21 protein-coding genes are annotated in these 19,303 nt (G+C 71.8%); 14 read left to right on the top strand and 7 right to left on the bottom strand.

Annotation, left to right across the window (positions count from 1 at the left end):
* Positions 1-38 precede the first annotated feature (38 nt).
* Positions 39-2,006, bottom strand: coding sequence for a hypothetical protein (locus tag AC07EQ_RS08475; protein ID WP_478387361.1), 1,968 nt, complete (start codon positions 2,004-2,006; stop codon positions 39-41).
* A 117-nt stretch (positions 2,007-2,123) separates the two neighbouring features.
* On the opposite strand from AC07EQ_RS08475, the gene AC07EQ_RS08470 reads away from it, so the two are divergent.
* Entirely contained in the window at positions 2,124-2,576 is a 453-nt protein-coding gene (locus AC07EQ_RS08470; protein WP_478387360.1) for a peroxiredoxin, read from the top strand.
* A gap of 166 nt (positions 2,577-2,742) precedes the next feature.
* Here AC07EQ_RS08470 and AC07EQ_RS08465 read toward each other — a convergent pair whose 3' ends face one another.
* The 4 genes from AC07EQ_RS08465 to AC07EQ_RS08450 form a co-directional block, all read right to left on the bottom strand.
* Entirely contained in the window at positions 2,743-3,387 is a 645-nt protein-coding gene (locus AC07EQ_RS08465) for a trimeric intracellular cation channel family protein (protein ID WP_478387359.1), read from the bottom strand.
* A gap of 157 nt (positions 3,388-3,544) precedes the next feature.
* The gene (locus AC07EQ_RS08460; RefSeq protein WP_132493762.1) at positions 3,545-4,549 is read right to left on the bottom strand and encodes a substrate-binding domain-containing protein; all 1,005 of its coding nucleotides are present in this window, start codon (positions 4,547-4,549) and stop codon (positions 3,545-3,547) included.
* A gap of 229 nt (positions 4,550-4,778) precedes the next feature.
* Positions 4,779-5,789, bottom strand: coding sequence for an ABC transporter permease (locus AC07EQ_RS08455; RefSeq protein ID WP_478387358.1), 1,011 nt, complete (start codon positions 5,787-5,789; stop codon positions 4,779-4,781).
* Positions 5,786-7,306, bottom strand: coding sequence for a sugar ABC transporter ATP-binding protein (locus AC07EQ_RS08450; protein ID WP_478387357.1), 1,521 nt, complete (start codon positions 7,304-7,306; stop codon positions 5,786-5,788). Before AC07EQ_RS08450 ends, AC07EQ_RS08455 begins: the two co-directional genes overlap by 4 nt.
* Positions 7,307-7,531: 225 nt before the next feature.
* Here AC07EQ_RS08450 and AC07EQ_RS08445 point away from each other — a divergent pair, with 225 nt between their 5' ends.
* Positions 7,532-9,166 carry a serine/threonine-protein kinase gene (locus AC07EQ_RS08445; protein WP_478387356.1) on the top strand — a complete coding sequence of 545 codons (1,635 nt, stop codon included), beginning with the start codon at positions 7,532-7,534 and terminating at the stop codon, positions 9,164-9,166.
* 42 nt (positions 9,167-9,208) lie between these two features.
* On the opposite strand, the gene AC07EQ_RS08440 is transcribed toward AC07EQ_RS08445, so the two are convergent.
* The gene (locus AC07EQ_RS08440) at positions 9,209-10,264 is read right to left on the bottom strand and encodes a lactonase family protein (RefSeq protein ID WP_478387355.1); all 1,056 of its coding nucleotides are present in this window, start codon (positions 10,262-10,264) and stop codon (positions 9,209-9,211) included.
* A 178-nt stretch (positions 10,265-10,442) separates the two neighbouring features.
* Between AC07EQ_RS08440 and rocD the strand changes: the two genes are divergently transcribed.
* Positions 10,443-11,675, top strand: a complete 1,233-nt coding sequence (gene rocD / locus AC07EQ_RS08435) for an ornithine--oxo-acid transaminase (RefSeq protein ID WP_478387354.1) — start codon at positions 10,443-10,445, stop codon at positions 11,673-11,675.
* A gap of 153 nt (positions 11,676-11,828) precedes the next feature.
* On the opposite strand, the gene zapE is transcribed toward rocD, so the two are convergent.
* On the bottom strand, positions 11,829-12,854 hold the full coding sequence (gene zapE, locus AC07EQ_RS08430; protein WP_478387353.1) for a cell division protein ZapE: 1,026 nt from the start codon (positions 12,852-12,854) through the stop codon (positions 11,829-11,831).
* A 264-nt stretch (positions 12,855-13,118) separates the two neighbouring features.
* Here zapE and AC07EQ_RS08425 point away from each other — a divergent pair, with 264 nt between their 5' ends.
* The 11 genes from AC07EQ_RS08425 (at position 13,119) to AC07EQ_RS08375 (ending at position 19,293) form a co-directional block, all read left to right on the top strand.
* Positions 13,119-13,871: a pyrimidine reductase family protein gene (locus AC07EQ_RS08425; RefSeq protein WP_478387352.1), complete on the top strand. Its 753-nt coding sequence runs from the start codon at positions 13,119-13,121 to the stop codon at positions 13,869-13,871.
* Positions 13,868-14,425 (top strand): RNA polymerase sigma factor, encoded by a 558-nt coding sequence (locus AC07EQ_RS08420; protein ID WP_478387351.1) that lies wholly within the window; start codon positions 13,868-13,870, stop codon positions 14,423-14,425. Before AC07EQ_RS08425 ends, AC07EQ_RS08420 begins: the two co-directional genes overlap by 4 nt.
* Positions 14,418-14,984: an anti-sigma factor gene (locus AC07EQ_RS08415; protein ID WP_478387350.1), complete on the top strand. Its 567-nt coding sequence runs from the start codon at positions 14,418-14,420 to the stop codon at positions 14,982-14,984. The genes AC07EQ_RS08420 and AC07EQ_RS08415 overlap by 8 nt, the downstream gene beginning before the upstream one ends.
* A gap of 128 nt (positions 14,985-15,112) precedes the next feature.
* Entirely contained in the window at positions 15,113-15,628 is a 516-nt protein-coding gene (locus AC07EQ_RS08410) for an Asp23/Gls24 family envelope stress response protein (RefSeq protein WP_478387349.1), read from the top strand.
* 240 nt (positions 15,629-15,868) lie between these two features.
* Positions 15,869-16,168 (top strand): hypothetical protein, encoded by a 300-nt coding sequence (locus tag AC07EQ_RS08405; protein WP_478387348.1) that lies wholly within the window; start codon positions 15,869-15,871, stop codon positions 16,166-16,168.
* Positions 16,165-16,419 (top strand): hypothetical protein, encoded by a 255-nt coding sequence (locus tag AC07EQ_RS08400; protein ID WP_478387347.1) that lies wholly within the window; start codon positions 16,165-16,167, stop codon positions 16,417-16,419. The genes AC07EQ_RS08405 and AC07EQ_RS08400 overlap by 4 nt, the downstream gene beginning before the upstream one ends.
* Positions 16,420-16,456: 37 nt before the next feature.
* Positions 16,457-16,636 carry a hypothetical protein gene (locus AC07EQ_RS08395; protein WP_093264953.1) on the top strand — a complete coding sequence of 60 codons (180 nt, stop codon included), beginning with the start codon at positions 16,457-16,459 and terminating at the stop codon, positions 16,634-16,636.
* Positions 16,633-17,019, top strand: a complete 387-nt coding sequence (locus tag AC07EQ_RS08390) for an Asp23/Gls24 family envelope stress response protein (protein ID WP_478387346.1) — start codon at positions 16,633-16,635, stop codon at positions 17,017-17,019. The genes AC07EQ_RS08395 and AC07EQ_RS08390 overlap by 4 nt, the downstream gene beginning before the upstream one ends.
* A 4-nt stretch (positions 17,020-17,023) precedes the next feature.
* Positions 17,024-17,560: a DUF6286 domain-containing protein gene (locus tag AC07EQ_RS08385; protein WP_478387345.1), complete on the top strand. Its 537-nt coding sequence runs from the start codon at positions 17,024-17,026 to the stop codon at positions 17,558-17,560.
* Complete coding sequence (gene amaP / locus AC07EQ_RS08380) at positions 17,557-18,162, top strand: alkaline shock response membrane anchor protein AmaP (protein WP_478387344.1); 606 nt, start codon at positions 17,557-17,559, stop codon at positions 18,160-18,162. The genes AC07EQ_RS08385 and amaP overlap by 4 nt, the downstream gene beginning before the upstream one ends.
* An 18-nt stretch (positions 18,163-18,180) precedes the next feature.
* Complete coding sequence (locus AC07EQ_RS08375) at positions 18,181-19,293, top strand: ATP-dependent DNA ligase (RefSeq protein ID WP_478387343.1); 1,113 nt, start codon at positions 18,181-18,183, stop codon at positions 19,291-19,293.
* Positions 19,294-19,303: the final 10 nt, after the last annotated feature.

Here is a 19,303-nt window from a genome sequence, read left to right as displayed (position 1 = left end):
CCGCCGTGGCCCCGTGCGCGCGGGGCCACGGCGCGAAGTCACCGCTGCAGAGCGGCCTCGGCGGCGTCGAGATCCTCGACGACGTCCAGGACGCCCCACCGCACCGGCCACGCGAAGCGCCGGTCCACGGTCCAGGCCAGCACCGCGTCGAGGTCGGCATCCTCCGGGCCGATCACCAAGGACGCCGCCGGGCCCACGGCCGGCTTGGCGATGGTGCACCAGGTCGACTCGTCCAGCGGGAACGAATCCTCCTGGAACATGTCGCCGATGAAGTCACCCTCTTCCACGGGGCGCAGTTCCTCGTCGGATTCCTGGCCGAATTCGAAGTCACCGACGACCTCGCCGGTCAGGGCGCGCACGAACCGCAGCGTGTACTCCCCCATCACGGCGAGCACCCCGGAGGCGCCCCACAGCACCGCCGTCGTCTCCGCCGGCACCTCGATCGACCGCACGCGCGCCGGCTCGTCACCCAGCGACCACACCTGGACCCGTCCGTCGGCCGTCAGGCACGCACCGTGCTCCCCCGACGGATCCCACGCCCAGGGGCGCTCGGGCCCCGCATCGTGCATGCCGATCTTCTCGGTCGTGTCGATGTCGAGGTGGAAGCGGCGGCCGTCCTCGTCGTGGACGTCGACGCCGCCGCCATCCGGCAGCACGATCGCCAGCCGCGCGGCCGCATCGCGCATGCCCCAGTGCAGCATGCCCGGGGTCTGCTCGACCGATTCGCCGACCTGGTCCCCGGTGCGGGCGTCGAGCACGGTCAGCGTGCCGGGCTCACCGCTCGCGACGGCGGCGACCAACCGGTCGTCCGGGCTCCACGCGAGCGGGATGCTGAGGCCGTTCCAGCGGGCATCGCCGATGCGCGCCACCCAGCGCATCCGCCCGCCCGGCACGTCGACGACGCAGGCCACCGGGCCGTCGTCGCCCAGGAGCCGGGTGCCGTCGCGCGACCACCGCACCCGGGCGAAGAAGAACTCGTAGCGGCCCGGCTCGCCGTCACGGCCGATCTGCGACGGTCCGAGCAGCTGCCTGGCGTCCGCCGGGATCGGCTCGGGGAGCAGTTCGGGCCGCGGGCCTTCGAGGTGGTCGAACTGGTGGGCGTAGACGACCTCGCCCCGGTCCAGCGGCGCGATGCAGCCCATCACCTCGTGGCTCGTGCGCATGCTGACGTACGCGCGGCGGCCATCGGGTGCCAGCGCGAAGGTCGCGGAGGAGTCGTTCCCGTCCGTCACGTCCGCGTAGCCGTGGGGATTGGCGCTCTGCCCGAAGGGATCCCAGACCCCGACCTGGTTGGTGCAGAACCCGACGGCGAGGCGCGTGCCGTCGGCCGACCACTGCACCGTGCCGCGGTCGCCCAGCCAGCCGACGCCGCCGTCGATCACGATCTCGTTGACGGCGCGCCCGGTGCTCATCTCCCAGACCTGCACCGTGCCCGCTTCCGCGTCTTCGCCCCACCGGCCGGTGGCCAGGTGCCGACCGCACGGGCTGAGCTCGAAGTCCAGCAGCCCGCCGCCGTCCTCGTAGGCGGGATGGGCGTGCGGATGGCGCAACCGAGCGCCGCGCGCCACCACTTGCCCGGTCGCCAGCCGGTGCGCCTGCGTGACACCGTGCTCGCGTTCGAGCTCGGCCAGTTTTTCCCGCAGCGAAGGCAAATCCCGCGCCGGCGCGAACGCCGCCCAGTCCGCTTCCCTGAGCAGGCCGAGCAATTCCGCCGGGCCGTTCGCCGCCGCCAACGCGTCGTGATCGGCGAAGGTACCGCCGGCCTGCTCGCCTCGGAGCAGCAGCTCGTACAACTCGGCTTCCGGCAGCATCGGCAAGCCGAGCTTCTGCTCTTCCAGGTCCGGTAAGCGAACCGAGAACACGACTTCCCCGGACAGCACCACATCCGGCGCGGCATCCGGCTCGACCACTTGGGCGCCGAGCTCCGCCAACCGCCGCTCCAACTCCTCCCGGGAAACCGGCGCTTCGGTGCCCGACAGGTATACCTTCTTGCCCTTCAAATCCATGATCGACCACAGTAGAGGTGGCCTCCGACGACCGATGGCGAATCGGCGCCGGGCTGGCCGTCCGGGTGTGCGGCGGTGCGCATACCCTGTGGATCCCGATTCCTTCGAGGAGGCGGCATGCGAGAAGGCGACGTGGTGGCGGACTTCGCGCTGACCGACCAGCGCGGCAACGAACGCAAGCTGTCCGGCCTGCTGGTCGACGGCCCCGTGGTGCTGTTCTTCTACCCCGCGGCGATGACGACCGGCTGCACGGCGGAGACCTGCCACTTCCGCGATCTGTCCGCGGAGTTCGCCGAGCTCGGCGCCCAGCCGGTCGGGATCAGCACGGATTCGGTCACCAAGCAGCAGAAGTTCGCCGATGCGCACGGCTTCGGCTTCCCGCTGCTGTCCGACTTCGACGGCACCGTGGCCCGCCAGTTCGGCGTGAAGCGGCGCTTCGGCCCGATCCCGGTGAAGCGGCACACGTTCGTCATCGACGAGCAGCGGCGGGTGCTCGCGGTGATCCGCAACGAGTTCCGGATGGCCGCGCACGCCGACGCCGCGCTGGATGTGCTCCGGCGGGGTGCCTAGGTCGTGGTTCATGAGCGGCGGTAGCCGCTTGCGGTGCGGGACTCAACTCGCGCCGCCGCGGGTCCACGGTGCCCACTCCTCCGGAGTTCTCCCACCGAGGAGGCAGCGGTAATTCCCGCAGGGGCCGCCACCCGCACCGCTACGCAAACCAATTTCGAAACACTCTCTAGGCAGGCCCGGTTCCGCGGGCGAGCGGCGCCCGCCAGCCGTAGCGCAGGGCGAGCAGCCTGACGACGATCGCGAGCAGCGCCGCGAGCGAGCTGGTGATCGGCGTCAGCACGCCGGCCACGGCCAGGATCGACACCAGCGCGCTGCCGAGCAGGGCGGGCACCGCGTAGATCTCGCTCTTCGGGTGCAGCAGCGCCGGGATCTCGCCGGCGAGCAGGTCCCGAGCCACGCCGCCGCCGATCGCCGTCGCCGCGCCGAGCGCGATCGCCGCCAGCGGATGCATGCCGAAGTTCAGCGCCTTGATGCTGCCCGCCACGCAGAACACGCCGAGGCCGACCGCGTCGAAGAACATCACGAAACGCCGGATCCGGGCCAGCCTCGGATGCCAGAAGAAGACCACGACCGCGGCGACCAGCGGAGTGGTGAAGTAGGCGACGTTGGTGAACGCCACCGGGGGCACCGCGCCGATCACCAGGTCCCGGAACAGCCCGCCGCCCAGCGCGGTCACCTCGGCGAGCACCACGATGCCGACGGCGTCGAAGCGCTTCCGCACGGCGAGCAGCGCGCCGGAGAGCGCGAAGGCGAAGATCCCGACCAGGTCGAGGATCTCCTGCACCAGCGGATTCACGATCGCGGTATTCACCGCGACATTCTCACCGCCACCGCCGGGGCGCCCCCAACCGGCCGCAGGTTAGCAGCGCATTCGGCCGGCTCGGGCGGCCGAACGCGCCCGCGTTCTCAGCGGTTCTTCCGGAATGCATTCGGTGAGGGTCTCAGCCGATCGGGCTACGAGAATTCGCTCAGGCGGGCGGGTTCTCGCAGGTGGGGTTGAGGAGCTTCTGGACGTCGGGGCCGTCGACGTTCTGCTTGGTGATCAGCACCGCGCCGGTGTCCGGGTCCGGCAGCGGGTCCGCCGAGCCGCGGATCTTGCCGATCGCCGCGTTCACCGACGCGTAGCCCATCTTGAACGGGTTCTGCGCGATCAGGCCGGTGATCACGCCGTCCCGCAGGCCCTGGATCTCGCCTTCCGAGGTGTCCCAGCCGATGACCTTCACCTGGCCGGCCTTGCCCGCCTGCCGCACCGCCTCGGCCGCGCCGAGCACGCTGGGCTCGTTGGCCGCGTAGATGGCGTTGAGGTCCGGGTTCGCGGTGAGGATGTCCTGGGTGACCTGCAGCGCCCGGTTGTAGTCGCTGCCGCTGGACTGCTGCGCGACCAGCTGCAACCCGGGGTGCTTGGCCAGGCCCTTCTTGAAGCCCTCGGCGCGCGTCTCGTTGGTGCTCGTGCCGGGCTGGAACTCGATGAACGCCACCTTGCCGCGGCCGCCGAGCTGCTCGGCGAGCGCGTCGGTGGCCTGCTCCGCGGCGGCGACGTTGTTCGTCGCGAACACCGGCACGTCCGGCGGCTGCGGCGTGGTGCCGGAATCCATGTTGACCACCGTGGTGCCCTGGCCCTGCGCGGACTTGGTGATGTCGGCCAGCGCCTTGGCATCCGTCGCCGCGTACACCAGGCCCTTGACGTCGCCCTGCGAGAGCAGGTCCTGCAGCAGGCTCTGCTGGCCGCTGACGTCGCTCTCGGCGTGCACCCCGTCCCAGTGGATCGTCACGTCCGGGTGCTTGGACCCGGCGCACTCGGCGCCGACCCGCACCTTCTCCCAGAAGTCGAAACCGATCGCCTTCGGCACCACGGCCAGCTTGATCGGCCCGCCCTGCTGGACGCCGCCGCCGGTCTGCTCGCGCACCCCGACGCTGCACCCGGCGGCAGCAACCGAAAGCAGCACGCACGTCGCGGTCAGTACCTTCTTCATCGGCCGAGCTCCCTTGCTCATCGCGGCTTGCTGAGTTGGTGTTCGGGTCTTGTCTTGAAGCGGCGAAACCGCTTGGGCCCACGCACCGCCGTGGGTTCTCGGACGCTTCCTGACGAGGACAGCCCCCTTCACCGCGTATTGGGCTCCCTCGGTCCGGGGACCGTCTGCAACTCCCGCTGAGGGGCCGCTACCCGCACCGCTGCGCACAGCGAGCTTTGCAGCAAATTCCTCATGTGGCGTCGCCGCCGAGCTTGCGCCGTTGGTACCGGTCCCACCAGACCGCCAGCCAGATGATCACGCCGATCAGCACGTTCTGGTAGAAGGTGCTGATGTTGAGCTGGACCGCCCCGTTGCGGATGACCGCGACCAGGAAGGCCCCGATCAGCGACCCCCACACGGTGCCGCGACCGCCGAACAGGCTCGCCCCGCCGATGACGACCGCGGCGATGACGTCGAGTTCCAGGCCCTCGCCGAAGTTCGGCTGACCCGAGTGGATCCGGGACGCCGCGATCATGCCGCCGAGCCCGGCCAGCGCGCCGGAGAGCACGTAGACGGACGTGGTGTAGCGCCGCACCGGCACGCCCGACAGCCGCGCGGCCTCCATGTTGGAGCCCATCACGTAGGCGTAGCGGCCGAGGCGGGTGCGGGTGAGCACCACGTGCCCGGCCACCGCGACGAGCGCGATGAGCAGCACCGGGATCGGGATGCTGTTGACGACGCCCTGCCCGAGCAGCCGGAACGACTCCGGCGCGCCGAACACCGCGACGGCGCCGGTGGCGATCAGCACCAGCCCGCGGGCGACGCTGAGCATGCCGAGGGTGGCGATGAACGGCGGCAGCCCGACCACCGACACCAACAGCCCGTTCACCAGCCCGGCCACCGCGCCGACCAGGATGCCGCCGACGACACCCACCAGCGGGTTGAAGCCGTACTCGGCCATCAGCAGCACGCCGAGCACCCCGGACAGCGCCGCCACCGAACCCACCGACAGGTCGATGCCGCCGGTGATGATCACCAGCGTCACGCCGACCGCCATCACCGCGTTCACCGAGGTCTGCGAGCCCAGGTTGAACAGGTTGTCCGCGGTGAGGAAGGCCGGCGCGATGATCGACAGCACGATGAACACGACGATCAGCGCGCCTGCCGCGGCGACCTGCGAGACCGCGCCGGAGAGCCGGTCGCCCAGCGCGCCCAGCAGGCCGTGGTCCCCAGTGGACGGTGACTTGGTCCGCTCAGTCATGAGTTGCCCCCGTTTTCGGGATTGCGGGCTCCGGTCGCCAGCGCGACGACGCGTTCCTCGGAGAACTCCGCGCGGCGGACCTCCCCGGTGATCCGCCCGCCGCGCATGACCAGGATCCGATCGCACATGTTGAGCAGCTCCGGCAGGTAGCTGGAGATGAACACCACCGCTTTCCCGCGCGCGGCAAGGGAATCCATCTGCTGGAACATCTCCGACTTGGCCCCGACGTCCATGCCGCGGCCGGGTTCGTCGAAGAACAGCACCTCCGCGCCGGTCTCCAGCCACCGCGCCAGGATCACCTTCTGCTGGTTGCCGCCGGAGAGCAGCCGCACCGGGCGCCCCACCCACGGCACCCGGATGCGCAAGCCGTCGCGCTCCCGCTCCGCGATCCGCCGCTCGCCGGCGAGGTCGATCAGGCCGGCGCGCATCGGCAGCTTCGCCATCGTGATGTTCTTGTCCACCCCCAGTTGGAGGGCAAGACCATCGGTCTTCCGGCTCTCGGTGAGGTATCCGATGCCGGCGGCGATCGCGTCGGACGGGCCGCGGATGCGCAACCGCTTGCCGTCCAAGGTGATCGTGCCCGCATCCGGCAGTTCCGCGCCGAACACCGCGCGCGCCAGCTCGGTGCGCCCGGCCCCGACGAGCCCGGCCAGCCCGACGATCTCGCCGGCCCGGACCTCGAAGGAAACGTCGCGGACGACGTCGTCCCGGATGAGCCCGTCGACCTTCAGCCGCACCTCGCCGGGCGCGTTGTGGTGGCGCGGGTACAGGTTCGCCACTTCGCGGCCGACCATGAGCTGCACCAGCCCGGCCTCGTCCAGTTCGGTCACCGGCCGGGTGGCGACGACCGCGCCGTCGCGCATCACGGTCACCCGGTCGCCGATCTCGAAGATCTCGTCCAGCCGGTGCGAGATGTAGAGCACCGCGATGCCCTTGGCGGTCAGCTCCCGGACGATGCCGAACAGCTCTTCCGCCTCCCGCTCGGTGAGGCTGGCCGTGGGCTCGTCCAGGATGAGCACTTTCGCCTGCACCGCAAGGGCTTTCGCCAGTTCGACGCGCTGCTGCTCCGCAGTGGACAGCAGCGCCACCCGCCGCCCCGGGTCGATGTCCAGGCCGACGTGGCCGAGCAGCTCCCGCGCGGCGCGGCGTTCCTCGGCCCGCGAGATCCACCCGCCGCGGCCGGGTTCGTGGCCGATGAACAGGTTCTCGGCCACCGACAGGTCCGGCGCCAGCGCGAACTCCTGGTGGACCATGGACACGCCGAGCCGCCGGGCCGCGCCGGGCCCCTGGTAGGCGACCGGGACGCCGTCCAGTTCGATGCGGCCACCGCTGGGCTGTTCGATCTGGGCGATCAGCTTCATCAGCGTCGACTTGCCCGCCCCGTTCTCCCCGGCGAACACGTGCACCTCGCCGGGCGGGATGGCGAGCGTGACGTCGGAGACCGCGACCACCCCGGGAAACCGCTTGCCCACGCCGTGCAGCGCGACGGAGGGTCGGTCCTGCTCGGTGGACGTCACGAAACGCCTCCCATCGGATCCGCGTGATCGTTCCTTCGGGCTCGCAGTGCGCCGGATCATACCCACAACGAACTCCCGGGGAAAAGGTTGGAACGAAGCCAAGTATTCGATTACCAGTGCGTCGCCGCCAGGACCGGTCGGGTGGACCCGCGTACGCCGGGGCCGCGGATCCGTAAGCTCATTGGGGACGAATCCACGATCTTCGAGGCAGGAGGCTGAGGTCCCGTGCAGCCGTTGCTGGCCAGCGACCCGACGCGGGTCGGCGACTACCGGCTGCTCGCCCGGCTGGGCCGCGGCGCCATGGGCGGCGTCTACCTCGGCCGCTCCCGCGGCGGCCGCGTGGTGGCCGTCAAGGTCGTCCGGGCCGACCTCGCCGAGGACCCGGAGTTCCGCGAGCGGTTCCGCCGCGAAGTGCACGCCGCCCGCTCGGTCGGCGGGTTCTGGACCGCGGCGGTCGTCAACGCCGACCCGACCGCCGAGCAGCCGTGGCTGGCCACCGAGTACGTGCCCGGGCCGACGCTGCACCAGGCCGTCGTGGACCACGGCCCGCTGCCGGAGGCCACGGTGCGCAGCCTGGCCGCCGGGCTGGCCGAGGCGCTCGGCGCGATCCACCGCGCACACCTGGTCCATCGCGACCTGAAGCCGGCCAACGTGCTGCTCGGCCCGGACGGGCCGCGGGTGATCGACTTCGGCATCTCGCGGGCGATGGCCGGCAACGCCCTGACCGCGACCGGCATGTTCCTGGGCACGCCGGGCTTCTTCTCCCCGGAGCAGACCCTCGGCACCGAGGTCGGCCCGCCCAGCGACGTGTTCTCCCTCGGCGCGGTGCTGGTGTTCGCCGCGACCGGTACCGGTCCGTTCGGCGAGGAGAGCACGGCGGCGCTGCTGTACCGGGTGGTGCACGCCGAGGCCGACCTGGCCCAGGTGCCCGACGGGCTGCGGCCGCTGCTGGCGGCCTGCCTGGCGAAGGACCCGGCCGACCGGCCGAGGCCCGGCGACCTGCTCGACCAGATCGGCGAATCCAGCCCGCAGGGCAACTCCTGGCTGCCGGCCGCGATCAGCGACGTGATCGCCCAGCACGCCACCCAGCTGCAGCAGACGGCGAACGCGCCGCTGCCGGACACTCCTCCGCCGCAGCAGGTCCCGGCGACGCCCAGGCCCGCGACGCGCTCCTACACGCAGGCCCAGAACGCGGCGCCGCCCGCACCGGTCGCACCGGCTCCCGTGCCGCCCGCTCCCGTGGTTCCCGCGGCGGTGGCGCCCGAACGCATGCGGGACAAGATCGTCCCGGCGCGCCCGAGGCAGACCGCGCAGAACCAGCATCCGGTGGCGCGGGTGCGCAAGGACAACCCGGGCCCTGTGTTCGCCACCGGTGGCCGGTTCCGCGCGGCGATGTCGGCGCTGATCTGCGCGTTGATCATGTTCGGCGCCAACCGGGTGTTCCAGACCTACGGCGGGCTTTCGACCGAGCACGTCGCGATCTTCCGGCTGGGCATGCTGCTGCTGGCCATCAGCATGCTCTGGTCGATCGGGCGGGTGCTGCTGCCGAGCCTGCGCCTGAAGATCAACAGCGACGGGTTGCTGATCTCCCGGCTGGGCCTGACGCGGGAGATCCCGTGGAGCCAGGTGAACCGGGTCGACGTGGTCGACAACGGCAAGCGAACGGCGCTGGTGGTGTGGCTGGCCAACGGTTCGAAGCCGACGTCGAAGTGGTGGCACCGCGCCCCCGCGCACCGAGGCGGAGCCAGGGTTTTCCCGATCGGGGCCACGGGAGGCTGGCTGACCCGCCGTCAGGAAGCGCGCAGGGCCCGAACGGCGCTGAGCCAGTACGCCTTCGGTCGCTACAACACGCGCGCCTGACCCGAGCCGAAGAACTCCCGATTCGCCTGAAATCGGGCGCCGTCAGCTCGCCGGGAGGACGCAGACCGGGGTCGGGGTCGGCACGGGTTCGCTCAGCGGTGCCAGGTCGCCGTTCTCCGCGATGGCGAACGCCTGCACGTCGTTGCTGCGCTGGCCCGCCACGAACAGCACCCGGCCGTCCGGCGACAGCGCCATGTGGCGGGGCTCCGCCACTCCCGCCGGCCGGATGCCGACCAGCCGGAACTCGCCATCGCTGGAGTCCGCCCGGAACACCGCGATGCTGTCGTGGCCCCGGTTCGACCCGAGCACGAACCGGCCGTCCGGCGTCACCACGACCTCGGCGGCCAGGTTCGGCTGCCCGTAGCCCGGTGGCAGCATCGACAGCGTCCGCCCCGGCTCCAGCGCCCCGGTCGCGGGGTCGTAGCCGAACTCGGTGATCGAGGACGCCAGCTCGTTGAGCACGTAGGCGCGTTCCCCGTCCGGGTGGAACGCCAGGTGCCGCGGACCGGCCCCGGCCCGCACCGGGACCTCGTGCTTGAGCGCCAGGTGGCCGCTTTCCACGTCGAAGCCGTAGACGTACACCGAGTCGGTGCCCAGGTCCACGGCGAGCACGTGGCGGCCGGCCGGGTCGGGCAACACCTGGTGCGCGTGCGGGCCCTCCTGGCGCTGCGGGTTCGGCCCGCTGCCGCTGTGCTGCACCACGTGGCACGGCTCGCGCAGCACGCCGCCCTCGGCGATCGGGTGCACCACGAGGTTCCCCGACTCGTAGTTGGCGGTCAGCAGGTACTTGCCGGACGGGTGCACGCTCAGGTGGCAGGGAGCGGCGCCCAGCGTCGGCTGGGAGTTGATCTCGCCGAGCGTGCCGTCGGCGCGCACCGCGAAGGCGACGACCCGGCCCTCCCGCAGCTCGCTGACCGCGAACAGCGTCGCCCCATCAGGTGCCATCGCGAGGAAGGACGGATCGAACGCCTCGGCCACGCTCTCGGTGCACCGCAGCGCCCCGCCGGGATCGGCGATCGCCAGCCGGATCCCGTCGGCCGCCGATTCCGCTCCCGTGTACGCCCCCAGGTAGACCCGGTACTCCCCGTTGTCCGGCATCAGCGCCTCGCCTTCCCGTCCGCGGAAACCTCACCGCACACATGATGTCAAGAGCCCGCGCCACTCCCCCGACGAGACAACGAACCTCCTCATTCATCCGATATCACGCAACAGATCGCTGCTCAAAGCAACGGCTTGCGGATGAAATCTGCGCAGGAGTCGACATAATCTAATGGCCATGACTGTCGTTCCGTCGCACCTCGAAGCGTCGTCGCAAGCCGCGCGGTACCGCGCGCTCGACGAGCAGTACAGCGCGCACAACTACCACCCGCTGCCGATCGTGATCGCCGAGGCGTCCGGCGCCTGGATGACCGATGTGGACGGACGGCAGTACCTGGACTTCCTGGCCGGGTACTCGGCGTTGAACTTCGGGCACCGCCACCCCGACCTGATCGCCGCCGCCACCGAGCAGCTCGGCCGCGTCACCCTCACCAGCCGCGCGTTCCACCACGACCAGCTCGGCCCGTTCTGCCGCGAGCTCGCCGAACTCACCGGCACCGACCGGGTGCTGCCGATGAACTCCGGCGCGGAGGCCGTCGAGTCCGCCATCAAGATCGCCCGGAAGTGGGCGTACCGGGTCAAGGGCGTCCCGGAGAACCGGGCCGAGATCATCGTGGCCGGATCCAACTTCCACGGCCGCACGACCACCATCGTGTCGTTCTCCACCGACCCGGTCGCGCACGACGAATTCGGCCCGTACACCCCGGGATTCATCGTCACCGAGTACGGCGACGCCGCGGCGGTCGAGGCCGCGATCACCGAACGCACCGCGGCCGTCCTGGTCGAGCCCATCCAGGGCGAGGCGGGCGTGATCGTGCCGCCGGCCGACTACCTGCCCCGGCTGCGCAGGCTCTGCGACGACAACGACGTGCTGCTGATCGCCGACGAGATCCAGTCCGGCCTCGCCCGCACCGGCGAGCTGCTGGCCAGCGAGCACGACGGCATCCGCGCCGACCTCTACACCCTCGGCAAGGCGCTCGGCGGCGGCATCCTGCCGGTGTCCGCGGTGGTCGGCCGCGACGACGTCATCGGCGTCCTGGAACCCGGCCAGCACGGCTCCACCTTCGGCGGCAACCCGCTGGCCTGCGCGGTCGGCCGGGCGGTGGTGCGCATGCTGAGCACCGGCGAATTCCAGGAGCGCTCGCGCGAGCTGGGAGCGCACCTGCACGCACGGCTCGGCGAGCTCATCGGCCGCGGAGCGGTCGAGGTGCGAGGCCGCGGCCTGTGGGCCGGCGTGGAGCTCGCGGCAGGCGGGCCGACGGGCCGCCAGGCCAGCGAGGCGCTGGCCGAGCGCGGCGTGCTGTGCAAGGAAACGCAGGACACGACGCTGCGAATCGCCCCGCCGCTGGTGATCACCCGCGCCGAACTCGACACCGGCCTCGACGCGATCGAAGCGGTCCTCACCAGCTGACGCGAACACGACGTCCGAAGGGAGTGAACGGACCGTTCGTCCCGCCTATCGGCGCGAACGGACCGCTCACTTCACCAACGGTCGCCATCGCAGTGAAGTGAACGGACCGTTCGTCGTGTTGGGCGGCGCGAACGGTCCGTTCACTTCACCGGATCAGGACTTGGCGAGGTCCCGGGAGAGCGCGGTGAGGCGGCTGATCGCGCGGAGATACTTCTTCCGGTAGCCGCCCTGCAGCATCTCGTCGGTGAACAGCGCCGACAGCGCTCCACCGGAGACCCGCACCGGGATCGCCCGGTCGTAGAGCCGGTCCGCGAGCGCGACCAGCCGCAGCGCGACGTCCTGGTCCGGCGCCGCGTGCACCCCGCTGAGGTGCACCGCGGTGATCCCGTCGACCAGGCGGCCGTACTTCGAGGCGTGCAGCCCGGCCAGGTAGTCGCAGAGCTCGTCGAAGTCGTCCAGCGTCGAGCCGTCGGTGGCCTCCGCGAGCCGGGACAGCTCGTCCTCGCTCATCGGCGGCGGCGCGTCCGGCAGCCCGCGGTGCCGGTAGTCCGGGCCGTCGACCCGCACCACGCCGAAGCGCGCGGACATCGCGTGGATCTCGCGCAGGAAGTCCGCCGCGGCGAACCGGCCCTCGCCCAGCTTGTCGGGCAGCGTGTTGGAGGTCGCGGCGATGTGCACGCCCGCGTCGGTGAGCTTCGCGATCAGCTGGGTGACCAGCATCGTGTCGCCCGGATCGTCCAGTTCGAACTCGTCGATGGCCAGCAGCCGGTGCTCCGAGAGCCGCTCGACGGTCTCGGCGAAGCCGAGCACCCCCACCAGGCTGGTGACCTCGACGAACGTGCCGTAGGACTTCTGCCCCTCGACGGCGTGCCACAGCGACGCGAGCAGGTGCGTCTTGCCGACGCCGAACCCGCCGTCCAGGTAGAGCCCCCGCTTGCCGTCGTCGTTCTTCTTCCGGCCGAACACCCCGCGCAGCCAGGACCCGCCACCGGCGGCGGCGTTGATCCGGTCGGCGAACGCCGAGCAGTCCCGGACCGCCTGCTCCTGGCTCGGCTCGTCCGGGTTCGGGATGTAGGTGTCGAAGCGCACCGCGTCGAACATGGGCGGCGGCGTCATCGCCTGGACCAGCTCGTCCGGTGTCATCTCGGGACGGCGGTCGACCAGACGGGGAGAACTCATGCGCAGACCTTATAAGAGCCGGTCCGACGAGCTCATCTTGCGTGGCGGTGCGGGTGGCGGCCCCCTGCGGGAATCACGGTCGCCTTCTCGCTGTGGGATCCCCGACTCATGAAAGCCAATTCACCACGTCGGGGCTGTCCTCGCGGCGCCGGTTGCGTGGGTGGGCTGAGCGGCTGCGCCGCTTCAAGACAAAACACCTCGCCGGCCGTGCGGGCGCGTGCTCCTGCTCACCCGCCGGACCGGCGCGCGTGGTGGGATTGACCCGTGGTGGACAAGCTCTGGCCGGTCGACGGCGCGCAGCAGGTCGAGGACCGACTCGAGGGGTTCTACGCCTACCCCGAGCAGCTGGAACGGCCCTGGGTTCGGGTGAACTTCGTCTCCAGCCTCGACGGCGCGGTGACCGTCCGGGGCAGCTCGCGCGGGTTGTCCGCGCCGGTCGACCAGCGGGTCCTCGGGCTGATCCGCGACCTCTCCGACGTCGTGCTGGTGGGCGTCGGCACGGCGCTGGCCGAGGGCTACCGCGGCGTGAAGCGCAACGAGGTCCGCGCCGAGCGCCGGGAGCGGCTCGGCCTGTCCGCCGTGCCGCCGATCGCGCTGGTGACCGCGCACGCTTCGCTGCCGCCGGAGTCGCCGCTGCTCACCGACACCCTCGTGCCGCCGATCGTGCTCACCTGCGACGCCGCCCCGCAGTCGCGGCGCACCGCGCTCGCCGACGCAGGTGCCGACGTCGTCATCGCCGGCGACGAACGGGTGGATCTGCACGCGGCGCTGGACGCGCTGAACGCGCGGGGGCTGCGCCGCATCGGATGCGAAGGCGGCCCGACGCTGTTCGGCAACCTCGTCGACGAGGACCTCGTCGACGAGCTGTGCCTCACCCTGTCGCCACTGCTGACCAGCGGCGACGCGGGCAGGATCGCGGCGGGGGCCGGTGTCGAGGCGCCTCGGCGGATGCACCTGCAGTCCGCCCTGCACGCGGAATCGCTGCTCCTGCTGCGTTACGCGAGAATGCGTCCGTGACAGTTGGGGCGAGCGCGGACGAAGCCCTGGTGGCTGCCGCCCAGCACGGCGACGCGACGGCGTTCGACGCGTTGGTCCGCCGCCACACCGCCAAGATGTACCGGGTCGCGTACCGGATCCTCGGGGACTCCGCCGAGGCCGAGGACGCGGTCCAGGAGGCGTGGGTGTCCGCCTGGCGGTCGCTGGACCGCTTCCGCGGCGAATCGGCGCCGACCACCTGGCTGTACCGGGTGGTCACCAACGCGGCCCTGGCCACCCTGCGCCGCCGCAAGCCGACCGTCCCGCTGGGACCGACCGCCGATTTGATCTCCGACCGCATCGCGGTCGATCCTGAGGGCCACGTCGTCCGAACCGAGGACGCGGCCCGCGTGCACCGCGCGATCGCGACCCTCGAACCCTCCCAGCGCATCCCGCTGGTGCTCCGCGAGCTGGAGGGGCTGAGCTACGAGGAGATCGCCGAGATGCTCGACGTGCCGGTGGCCGCGCTGCGGTCCCGGCTGCACCGGGCGCGGGCATTGCTGCTCGCCAGGCTGAAGGAGATGCGCAATGGATGACCGCTCCTTCGATCCGGACCGCCGGCTGCCGTGCGGCCGCACCGACGGCATGCTGCTGGACTTCCTCGCCGACAGCGCCCCGCCGGCACTGGCCGCGCACATCCAGACCTGCCGGGACTGCCAGGCCAGGCTCGCCGAGCTGGACTCCGACTGGGCGCCGGTGCGGCGAACCGCGCACCTGCCGATCGAGCCGCCACACGGGCTGGTGGAGCGCACGCTGATGGCGGTGCGCGGGGTCCGGGGCGGCCGCGGCGCGGCGCCGGTGGAGCTCGCCCAGGAGGGCGGCAAGCTGCGCGTCTCCCCGCAGGCGGTGGTGCTGCTGACGCGGCGGCTGTGCCTGGAGCTCCTCGCCGAACGGCCGGGCGTGCACCTGCGCGGCTGCGTCGGCGACGTCGACGAGGTGCGGGTGGACCTGACGGTCCGCTACCCGCTGCCCGCCCCGGAGCTGGCCGACGCGATCCACCGCGAGCTGACCGCCGCGCTGGGCGAAGCACTCGGCGCGGGCGCGCCGCAGGTGTGGATGCGGGTGGTCGACGTCGAGCCGCCGGGAGCTGGGTGACCGCATCGGCACAATGAGTGGCGTGGCTCACAGTCACGGAAGAGCACGTCGAGCGAATGCATCAGACCACCTACAAGCCCAGCCGAGCCGACGCGGCATCGGCGAAACCGGGAAGGAGCTGGATTTCCATGGCACAGAACAGCGGAAGCCCGCAGAACGCGCAGGCCAAGACCGAGCGCAGCGACGAGAGCCGGCGAATCCCGGAGACCCGGTCCGGCACCGCGCCCGCCCGCCTGGCCGACGAGACCGCCCAGGGCAAGACCACCATCGCCGCGTCCGTGGTGCAGAAGATCGCCGGCATCGCGGCCCGCGAGATCTCCGGCGTCTACGCGATGGGCGGCGGCGTGTCCCGGGCCTTCGGCGCCCTCCGGGACCGGATCCCGGGCGGCAGCGGGACCTCCTCCACCTCGGGCGTCCAGGTGGAGGTCGGCGAGAAGCAGGCCGCGGTGGACCTGGACATCGTGGTGGAGTACGGCGCGTCCATCGTGGACCTCGCGCGGGCGGTGCGGCGCAACGTGATCACCGCGGTGGAGCGGATGACCGGGCTGGAGGTCATCGAGGTCAACATCGCGGTCAACGACATCCACCTGCCCGACGAGGACGGCGAGGAAGCCGGCCAGCAGACCACGTCCCGCGTCGAATAGCACCAGAGAAATGCGGTTCCAGGCTCGTCCTGCGTAGCGGTGCGGGTAGCCGAACCTCAGAAGCCTTCGCGGCTCCGGGATCCCCGGCTCATGTATGACCAGTCGCCGGGGCTGTCCTCGCGAGAAGACTTCGGAGAACCCGCGGCGGTGCCGGTTGCGAAGGTGGGCTAAGCGGCTCCGCCGCTTCAAAGACGAAGAACGAACCAGAAGACCGATCGTTTCGTGGAGGGCGACTTCGACATGCCGGATCAGGTTTCCGCCGGTGAGCTGGCCGATCGGGTGCTCGCCCACCCCTCGGTGGTCCGGCTGCACGGCGGGCAGTTCGGCGAGATCGCGTCGTACCTGCCCGGCCGCAAGGTCGTCGGGGTGCGGTTACCCGAGTCGGGCGCCGCGGAGATCGGCGTCGTGCTGCGCCTGGACCGGCCGCTGCCGGAGGTCCTCGGCGAGATCCGCGGCGCGCTGGCCGAAGCGCTCGGCGACGTCCCGGTGGACATCACCGTGGCCGACGTGATCACCGACGAGCCGCGGGGAGGCGCATGATGGTGCCTGTGCAGCACGAACCGGCCACCACGCGGGCCGCGATCCGCGCTTTCGTCCGGGCCAACCACCCGGACGTCGGCGGTGACCCGGAGGTCTTCGCCGCCGGTCTCGCCGAACTCCGGTGCCACCGGCCGCGCGACCGCTACGACGCACCGATCGTCGTGGTGCACCGGCCGCGCGGGATTCGCGGGCTGCTGCACCGGATCAGCGCCCGCCGGGCCCGCCGCAACCGGCCACCACGAGTCCGGTGACCATCCAAGTCAGTTCCTCAGCAGGAGGGTTGCACCCATGAACGCGACGCAGACCGGCTTGCTCGCCGGCCTCATCCTCGGCACCGCCGCGGCGGTCGCCGGCTTCACCGGGTTCCTGATCGCGCTGGCGGTCGGCGCCGTCGGCCTGGTGATCGGCCGGGTCCTGGACGGGGAGCTGGAGATCGGCGACATCCTGGGCCGGGGCCGGGACCGATGACGGCCACCACCGGACCGGCCGCGGCCGAACAACCCGGCCACGGCGACGATCCCGCCGAGCGGGGCCGGTTGCAGATCAGCCGCACGGTGCTGCGCAAGATCGCCGAGCACACCGCCGACCAGGACCCCGGCAGCGCCCGGCGGCGCCACCGGCTCGGCGGAGGCCGGCAGGGTGCCGCGGCGCAGGTGTCCGGTCCGGACGACGCGCTGCGGATCCGGCTCGACGTCGCGCTGCGCTACCCGCTGCCGGTGCGCGAAACCGTGTCGTCCATGCGGGAGCGGATCGGGTCGGAGCTCCAGCGCCTCACCGAGTTCCGGGTCCGCACCGTGGACGTGACCGTGTCCGCCCTCGTCCCCGCCGACGTGCCGCCGCGAGTGGAGTGAAGCCATGCGCCTGTTGGTACGCCTGATCACCACGCTGCTGGGCCTGGCCGTCGCGGCGGGCGGCGCGCTCCTGGCGATCGAGGCGGTGTGGGTCCTGGCGCGGCCCGGCACCGGTGGCCTCATCGTGCCCTGGCAGCAGGTCCACATCGGACTGAGCTCGCTGTCCTGGCAAGACCCGCAGGTCCTCGCGACCGCGGCGGTGGTCGCGGTGGTGGGCGTGCTCCTGGTGCTCATCGCGATCAACGCCGGGGCCAAGGACATCCGGCTGCACGACCCGGCGCCGGAGGTCACCGTGACCACCGACCGGCGCTCGATGGCCCGGCTGGTCGGGCACCAGGTGCGCGGCCAGGACGGCGTCGCGGTCGCCTCGGTCACCGCAGGCTCGAAGCGGGTCCAGGTGAAGGCGACCGCGCAGTTCCGGGAACCCGGTGACCTGCGCGCCCGGCTGACCGAAACCGCCGAGCACGCCGTGCAGGACCTGCCGCTGCGCAGCACCCCGAAGGTGCTGGTGTCGGTGACCGTGCCGAAGGAGCAGCGATGACGAGGCAGGAGATCAAACCGAGCACGACGCCGGTCGCGCGCGGGCTGTCCTTCGAGCGCGGCGTGGTCATCGCGCTCGGGTTGCTGGCGCTGGTCGCCGGCGTGATCGCGCTCGTCGTCGGCACCGGTTGGCTGGGCGTCTTCCGCGCGCAACGGCCGCTGGCCGACCCGATCCTGGTCCAGTGGCTGCGGGACAACTCGCAGGCGGCGATCGCGGTGGCGATCGTGCTCGGCATCGTGCTGTGCGTGCTCGGCCTGTGGTGGGTGGTGCGGGCCCTGCGCCCGGAGCCTCGGCCGTCCCTCGTGCTGGAGCGCGGCAACGGCAGCCTGGCGGTGACGAGCGCGGCGCTGACCGAAGCCGTGCGCGCCGACGCCGAGCGGGTCACCGGGGTCAACCGGGCGCGGGTCCGGATGGCGGGCAGCGAGCAGCGCCCGGCGCTGCGGCTCACGCTGTCGTTGCAGGAAGGCACCAACGTGCGCCACGTTTGGGAAGAACTCGACGAGAAGGTGCTTTCCCGCGCTCGCGAATCGCTGGGAATGGATACCTTGCCAACGGCGATCCGACTGCAGCTGGACCGCGCGCCTCGCCAACGCGTCCACTGACCGACCAAGGAGGACCCGGTGCTCCCACTGCAACCGCCGGTGAAGCCGATGCTGGCCAGCCCGGTCGAGGGCATCTCCCGGCAGGGCGGCCTGCTGTTCGAACCGAAGTGGGACGGGTTCCGGTGCCTGGTGTTCGCCGATCCGCAGGCCGAGCAGCCGGTGCTGCTGCAGTCCCGCACCGGCCGCCCGCTCAACCGGTACTTCCCCGAGGTCCTGCGGACCATCGCCGAACACCTCGACCGGCCCGCGGTGCTGGACGGGGAGCTCGTGGTGATCCGGCGCGACGACGTCGGCGACCGGCTGGACTGGGACGCGCTGGGCGAGCGCATCCACCCGGCCGCCAGCCGGGTCAAGGTGCTCGCCGAGAAGACGCCGGCCACCTTCATCGCCTTCGACCTGCTGGCGCTGGACGACCGGGACCTCACGGCCGCGCCGCAGACCGAGCGCCGCGAGCTGCTCGCCGGCCTCGGCCTGGACCACGACGGGCTGCGCACCACGCCGGTCACCGACGATCCGGACACCGCGGCGGAGTGGTTCCGGGTGTTCGAGGGCGCGGGACTGGACGGGGTGATCGCCAAGCCCACCACCGGCGAGTACGTGCCGGGCAAGCGGACCATGTTCAAGATCAAGCACTCCCGCACCGCGGACTGCGTCGTCGCCGGGCTGCGCTGGCACGCCAAGACCGAACCCGGCACCGCGGTGGGTTCCCTGCAGCTCGGGCTGTACGACGACCGGGGCGTACTGCACCACGTCGGCGTCGTCGGCGCCTTCCCGGCCACGCAGCGACGCGCGCTGGCCACCGAGCTCGCCGAGCTGATCACCGACGGGGAGCACCCGTGGCTGGGGCCCGACGCGGCGGACGGGCGGCGGCTGCCCGGGTCGGTGAACCGCTGGAGCAGCACCGAGCAGCCGTGGGTGCCGCTGCGCCCGGAACGCGTCGTCGAGGTCTCCTACGACCACACCGAAGGCGCCCACCCGGGCCGGTTCCGGCACACCACGCAGTTCGTGCGGTGGCGCCCCGACCGCGATCCCGGATCCTGCCGCTACGACCAGCTCGACGAGCCCACGCGGTACGACCTCGAAGCAGTGCTCGACGGCGATGTCGACCGGGGAGCCCGCGTCGACGGGTAATGTCACGACC

The sequence above is a fragment of the Saccharopolyspora sp. NPDC045839 genome, assembly GCF_056431645.1.
Note: the sequence above shows the minus strand (reverse complement) of the source record. Positions and strands in the feature narration are given on the sequence as shown.